General features: G+C 61.4%; 1 protein-coding gene. It reads right to left on the bottom strand.

The genetic code is table 11. The annotated features are described in order from the left end of the window. Window positions 1-466, bottom strand: a 466-nt coding sequence (locus EN807_RS32575; protein WP_135937935.1) for a transposase, incomplete at both ends; no start/stop codon positions are given.

Below are 466 nucleotides of genomic sequence, written 5' to 3'. Positions count from 1 at the left end.
TCGTCCGCCTTGGATCTGGCTCCTGCGGCTGAGCTTGCCGCTCTTGTTGTCGAACGGGGCAAGGCCGGCGAGTGCTGCAATCGACTTGGGTGAACGCTGGCCGAGCTCGGGCAAGTGTGCCAGCAGCGAGAGCGCACTGACCTTGGAGACACCCGGCACGGAGACCATCAGCGAATAATCGCGGGCAGTATGCTGGGCTTGACGAATGACTTCAGCGATCTGGCTCTCGAGCGCATGGATGCGCCTGTCGAAGTCGGCAATCATGTCTTCAAGGCTGGCGATGACGATCGCCTCGAAGGCCTCAGCGAGGTGCTTCTTCAGCCTTGCCCGCATATCGACCAGTTGATCGCGGTGACCGGCAAGCGATTGAAGCCGTTCGTTTTGTTCGCACGGCGCCGGCTCGGCTTCAGGCTGATAGCGGCGGCCATAGTCGCTCAGCATCCTGGCATCGAGAGGATCGGTCTTG

The organism is Mesorhizobium sp. M5C.F.Ca.ET.164.01.1.1 (assembly GCF_004792125.1).
GTDB lineage: Bacteria > Pseudomonadota > Alphaproteobacteria > Rhizobiales > Rhizobiaceae > Mesorhizobium > Mesorhizobium wenxiniae.
The sequence above is the reverse complement of the archived record's forward strand: the minus strand, read 5'-3'. Positions and strand labels throughout refer to the sequence as shown.